This window comes from Marilutibacter aestuarii (assembly GCF_006546775.1).
GTDB classification, from domain to species: Bacteria; Pseudomonadota; Gammaproteobacteria; order Xanthomonadales; family Xanthomonadaceae; genus Marilutibacter; species Marilutibacter aestuarii.
The window spans coordinates 1-5,535 of the sequence record NZ_VICE01000134.1 but is presented as its reverse complement, the minus strand read 5'-3'; the positions used below and the strand labels follow the sequence as shown (position 1 = coordinate 5,535).

The following is a 5,535-nucleotide window of genomic DNA, read 5'->3' as shown; positions in this document are numbered from 1 at the left end:
GCACGCTGGGCCGGCTGACCGGTTGCTGGGGCACCATCCGCGGTGGGCGGACCTCGCGCCGGTTGATGTTGTCCAGGTCGCGCCACGGCGGGCGATTGCCGCCGTCACCGACGTCGGGATGGTCCGGGCGATCGGGCCGGCCCGGATGGTCGGGCTTGTGCGGGTGGTCGGGCCGGTGCGGCGGGCGCACCACGATTGGCGGCCGCGGGTAGTAGCCCGGATAGCCATAGTACGGATAGCCCCAACCCGGGCGGTTGTAGTTGTAGTAGCCGTAACGGGAGCCGCCATAGGGATAGCCGTAGCCCCCGTAGTAGCGGTACTCGACCGAAGGCTGGCCGTAGTAGTAGCCGCCGCTGCCGGCGGGGCGATAGCCGTAGCCGCTGACGCAGCCGCCCAGCAGGGCGACGGTCAGGGCGGGCAGGAGCAGTTTGCGAATCATGGTGAACCCCCCAATTCGGACGTTTCCACCTTGGGCCTAAGTCATTGAACTCGCGCTTAATTCGCCAGGACGGGCCTGGACTGCCGGTAGCGATGGCCGACAAGCGGGCACGGCTTGCGGGGCGGGGGAGGCAAGTGCGAGCATGCGGCACCCCACGGCCGGGCGAATACCGGCCACGCGCGTCGAGATCCAACCCATGAACCTGCACCGCGCGTCCGGCAACTGGCGCCTCGGCCTGGGCCTGTCCCTGGTCACCGCCCTGTGCTGGGCGACCCTGCCGATCGCGCTGAAGCTGGTCCTGGCCGAGATCGATGCGCTCACCCTGACCTGGTTCCGCTTCCTCGTGGCCGCGCTGTTCACCGCCGCCTGGCTGGGCCTGCGTGGTCGCCTGCGCGGCTACGCCTCGCTCGGCCGCGGCGGCTGGGCCCTGTTGCTGCTGGCGGGCCTGATGTTGCTGGGCAACTACGTCTTCTATCTGTTCGGCATCCAGTACACCTCGCCGGCCAACACGCAGTTGCTGATCCAGCTGGCGCCGCTGCTGATGGCGCTGGGCGGCATATGGGTGTTCGGCGAACATTTCCACGCCGCCCAGTGGCTGGGCCTGGCCTTGCTGGTCGCGGGGCTGGCCCTGTTCTCGCTCGACCAGTGGCAGGCGGCGCGCGGCCCGGGATACCTGGCCGGTTCGCTGCTGGTGCTGGTCGCCGCGGTAGCCTGGGCGATCTACGCCCTGGCCCAGAAGCAGTTGCTGCTGAAGCTGGGCTCGATGCAGATCCTGCTCTTCATCTACGTGCTGGCCACGCTGGCGCTGTGGCCGGTCGCCTCGCCCGCATCGCTGCTGCGGCTCGATGGCCTGCACTGGTTGCTGCTGGGCTACTGTGCGCTCAACACCATTGGCGCATACGGGGCGTTCGCCGAAGCCCTGGCGCACTGGGAGGCCTCGAGGGTCTCGGTGGTGCTGGCTACCACGCCGTTGCTGTGCATCGGCGCTTCCGCCGCGGTGGCCGCGCTGTGGCCCGGCAGCCTGGAGCCCGAGCGCATCGAGGCGCTGGGCTGGATCGGCGCCGGCCTGGTGGTCGCCGGTTCGGTCACCGTGAGCCTGCTGGGCCGCAGGCGCGCGGCCCCGCTCGTGTCCACCCTGCCACCCTCGACACCGCCCTAGTGCCGCAACAGGCCCGGCACGATCATGGCGCCGGCTTCGACGCCTGGGCTACCCTGCGCGGATGACCGACCCTACCCAGTCCCCCTGCTTCGACGACGTCCTGGCCGCCGCGGCGCGTATTGCTCCGCATGCGCACGTGACCCCGGTATTGCGTTCGCGGGCGCTCGACGCGATGGCGGGCTGCGAGCTGCACTTCAAGTGCGAGAACCTGCAGCGCGTGGGCGCCTTCAAGTTCCGCGGCGCCTGCAATGCGATCTTCTCGCTCGACGAAGCGGAGGTGGCGCGCGGCATCGTCACCCAGAGCTCCGGCAACCATGGCGCCGCCGTCGCGCTCGCCGCGCGCCTGCGCGGGGGCACCGCGACCGTGGTCGCGCCGCATGGCACGCCCCGGGTGAAGCAGGCCGCGATGCTCGGTTACGGCGCGCGGCTGGTCCACTGCGACACCGACCAGGCCTCGCGCGACGCGGCGACCCGGATCGTGCTCGCCGAGACCGGCGGGGTCCTGGTGCACCCCTTCAACGATGCGCGCGTCATGGCCGGGCAGGGCACCGCCGTGCTGGAGCTGCTGCGCGAAGTCCCCGGGCTGGACGCGGTCGTCGCACCGGTGAGCGGAGGCGGGCTGCTCTCGGGCAGTTGCCTGGCCGCGCACGGCGTCGACCCGGCCATCGACATGTTCGGGGCCGAACCCGCGGGCGCGCGCGATGCACACGACGGCCTCGCGGCGGGCGAGCGCGTCACCGGGCGTCGCGCCGACACGATCTGCGACGGCCTGCGCGCCGAACTCGGCACCCTGACCTTTCCCGTGCTGCGCGACCACGTGCGCGAGGTACTGCTCGCCGACGACGCGGCGGTGGTCGCGGCGATGCGCCTGGTCTGGGAGCGCCTCAAGCTGGTCGTCGAGCCGTCCGCGGCGATCGTACTGGCGGTGGTCCTCGCGCGACCGGCGCTGTTCCGCGGCCGCCGGGTCGGCCTGGTCCTGTCGGGCGGCAACGTCGACCTCGACGCCCTGCCGGCGCTGTTCGCGGCATCATGAGCACGCCCCGCCACCGGCCAGGCCCGAGGACAAGGACGTGAGGATCGACGGAACCCGCGAGGAAGACCGCGCCACCGAGCGCGTGCTCGATTACTACGCTGCGTTCAACCGTGGCGACTGGGCCGCGATGCTGGCCCTGCTCGACGCCGCCGTCGTCCACGACCTCAACCAGGGCCCGCGCGAGACCGGCCGCGAGGCGTTCGACGCGTTCCTGCAGCGGATGGCGCGCTGTTATCGCGAGCAGCTGCGCGACGTCGTCGTGATGGTCTCGCCCGACGGCCGCCGGGCCGCCGCCGAGTACGTCGTCCACGGCGAATACCTCGCCGACGACGAAGGCCTGCCGCCGGCCCACGGGCAACGCTACGTGCTGCCCGGCGGGGCGTTCTTCGAGCTGGGACCGGCGGGGATCACCCGCGTCAGCAACTACTACAACCTGCAGGACTGGCTGGAACAGGTCGGCGCCTGAGCCGGCGCCCGGCGCGTGCGGCGATGCGTCAGTCGCGGGCCAGCGAGGCATCCCCGAGCATGGCCATGCCTTCGATCAGCAGCAGCCGCGTCACCGCGGCCCGCTCGGCCTGCGGCCGGTCCTCAAGCGCCGCGGTCAGTTGACCCACCGCGCGGCAGCGCGCGTCGGCGTCGGCGCCATTGAGCGCGGCAGTGAAACCGTCGTTGAGGATCGCCGCGCGGACCGCCGCGGCCTTCAGCGACTGCCGTGCCCCGTCGGCGTCCCAGGGCTGCGGACTGCCCTGCGCGGCCGTCACCAGGACCAGCACCACCGCGTTGGCGAAGCGTTGTCGGCTGGTGTCGCCGAGCGCGCCGGCGGCACGGCTGAGGCCATCGAGGCTGCGATCGCCTTCGGGTTCGAACGCCGCGCACAGCAAGCGTGCCTCGCGCGGGTCCTGCAGGCTGCCGTGCACCGCCTGGAACAATGCATCGACGGAGGCGTCGGGCGCGCGCTGCAGCAAGCCGCTGGCATTGCCGGCAAGCAGCGCCGGGTCCAGGCCCCAGGCCTCCATCATCGCGCGGGTATCGGGCCCCGGCGGCGGCGTCGCGGCGGCCGGGCGGCTGTGCGCGAGCAGCAGGCCGATGGCGAGGCCCAGGGTACAAAGCGTTGAGACGGCGAAGGGACGCATGCGGATCGGGATGGCGGGGACGTGGTCCCGAATCTATCCATCCCGCGCGCGAGCGTCACGCGGCGTCGCGGCGGAGCCGCATCTTCCGTTCAGGCACCGCGGTCGGTGCGCAGGCGCTGCGTCGCCTTCGGCCGGCCCGCCGCGCCGCGGGCGGCGACGATGCTGAACACCACGATGCCGACCACCACCAGGCCCGCGCCCCAGGCCGCGCGGCCGGTCGGCCAGGCCTCGCCCAGCCAGAGCACGCCGATCAGGGTCGCGAACAGGATTTCCGCGGCCTGCATGGCTTCCGCCGCGGCCAGCCCGGTGGGATCGTTGCGGACCATGCCGGTGGCCTGGAAGAACAGCACCGTGGCGATGATGCCGGCGCCCAGCGCGACGCCCACCGCGAGCCCCAGTTGCGGGAGCGAGGGCAGGCCGGCATCGGCCAGCGCGAACAGCGCCAGCGCCCACCATGCCGGCTGGCTGGCCAGGGTCATGCCGAACACGCGCTGGGTGGCGTTCAGCCCTTCGCCGCTGCGCTCCAGGTGCAACAGCAGGCCGCGGTTGCCGAGCGGGTAGGCGAATGCCGCCACCGCGACGCAGGCCAACGCGATCCAACCCTCCCGGTCCAGCGCGCCGCCGCCGTGGCCGAATTGCATCAGCAGGACGCCGGCCACCACCAGCAGGCCCGCCGCCAGTGCGCGTGGCGGGATCCGCGCGCGGGCATCGCGGTACAGGAAGGGCGAACACAACATGCCGGCGATGACCGTCAGCTGGAACGTGCCGGCCACCAGCCAGGACGGCCCGCTGGCGGCGGCGTAGCTCAGGCCGATGTAGAACAGCACGAAGCCCACCGCGCTCCATCCCAGCCAGGGAACGGGGTGGGTACGGATAGCGCGCAGCACGGGCGCTGCGCCGCCCTGCCAGCGCATCAGCGGCCACAACAGGGGCAGCGTGGCCAGGTAGCGCAGCGACGCCGTCCACGCCCAGTGGCCGCCGTCGACCGCGGCGGCGCGGTTGAGGACGTAGGTACAGGTGAAGAACAGCGCCGAGGCCAGGGCGACGGCGACGGCAAGCAGTACGGTGCGGGGCGGTGTGTCGGACATGGCGGCAGTGTGCGCCCCGCTGGCCTTGCCGGTCATGGCGCGCGGTATCAGCGCCGGCGGATGGGAATGCTCGACACCGGCACCTGGACCTCGTCGATGCCGCCGACGCGGATCGGCGCGCCCGGCGGCGGCGCCCAGGCCTGGGCGTAGATGACCTCCCAGGTGGCCGGCAGCCGTCCGGCATGGCCATCGCCCGGCGGTCCGCGCAGGACCTCGTAGGCCTGCTCGGCGCGGGCGAAGCGTGCCCGGCCGGTGAAGCCGCGACGACGACCCGCCATGGCATTGGTAGCGCCCAGGGTGCGCAACTCGCGCATGAGCGAGGCGAGGGAGTCGTGCCGGTGGGTAAATTCGTCGCGGTCGAGCACCGGGTCGCGGAAACCGGCGGCGATGAGCGCGTCGCCGAACTGGGCGATGGACGGGAACAGGCTCACGTGCGGTGCCTCGTCGGCCTCGGCGAATGCCCCGCGGAGCTCGAACAGGGTGTCCGGCCCGAACGTCGAGACCAGCAGGCGACCGCCCGGGCGGAGCACGCGGCGGAAACCCGCGAAGACCGCTGGCAGGTCCTCCACCCACTGCAGGCACAGGTTGGAATACAGCACGTCGACGCTGGCGTCGGCCAGGGGCAGGGCGCGGGCATCGGCGCAGAGCGCGATGGGCGTGGCCCTGCCGCCCAGCCAGCGCGG

General features: G+C 72.5%; 7 protein-coding genes. 3 read left to right on the top strand and 4 right to left on the bottom strand.

Annotated elements, in window-relative coordinates; all coding sequences use genetic code 11:
• The coding region (locus tag FKV25_RS16595) for a hypothetical protein (RefSeq protein ID WP_141519448.1) at nt 1–439 on the bottom strand (439 nt) is incomplete at its 3' end.
• A 196-nt stretch (nt 440–635) separates the two neighbouring features.
• Here FKV25_RS16595 and FKV25_RS14185 point away from each other — a divergent pair.
• From FKV25_RS14185 to FKV25_RS14175, 3 genes are all read left to right on the top strand, one after another.
• A complete protein-coding gene (locus tag FKV25_RS14185; protein ID WP_211345451.1) occupies nt 636–1,598 on the top strand; it encodes a DMT family transporter in 963 nt (320 codons plus the stop codon).
• Between the two features lie 61 nt (nt 1,599–1,659).
• On the top strand, nt 1,660–2,631 hold the full coding sequence (locus FKV25_RS14180; RefSeq protein WP_141519447.1) for a pyridoxal-phosphate dependent enzyme: 972 nt from the start codon (nt 1,660–1,662) through the stop codon (nt 2,629–2,631).
• A 37-nt stretch (nt 2,632–2,668) separates the two neighbouring features.
• Nucleotides 2,669–3,097 carry a ketosteroid isomerase-related protein gene (locus FKV25_RS14175; protein ID WP_141519446.1) on the top strand — a complete coding sequence of 143 codons (429 nt, stop codon included), beginning with the start codon at nt 2,669–2,671 and terminating at the stop codon, nt 3,095–3,097.
• A 28-nt stretch (nt 3,098–3,125) separates the two neighbouring features.
• Here FKV25_RS14175 and FKV25_RS14170 read toward each other — a convergent pair whose 3' ends face one another.
• From FKV25_RS14170 to FKV25_RS14160, 3 genes are all read right to left on the bottom strand, one after another.
• Nucleotides 3,126–3,764 carry a hypothetical protein gene (locus FKV25_RS14170; protein ID WP_141519445.1) on the bottom strand — a complete coding sequence of 213 codons (639 nt, stop codon included), beginning with the start codon at nt 3,762–3,764 and terminating at the stop codon, nt 3,126–3,128.
• Nucleotides 3,765–3,853: 89 nt separating this feature from the next.
• A complete protein-coding gene (locus FKV25_RS14165) occupies nt 3,854–4,852 on the bottom strand; it encodes a multidrug resistance efflux transporter family protein (protein WP_141519444.1) in 999 nt (332 codons plus the stop codon).
• A 47-nt stretch (nt 4,853–4,899) separates the two neighbouring features.
• Nucleotides 4,900–5,535: methyltransferase domain-containing protein (locus FKV25_RS14160; RefSeq protein ID WP_141519443.1), on the bottom strand; the 636-nt coding region annotated here is incomplete at its 5' end.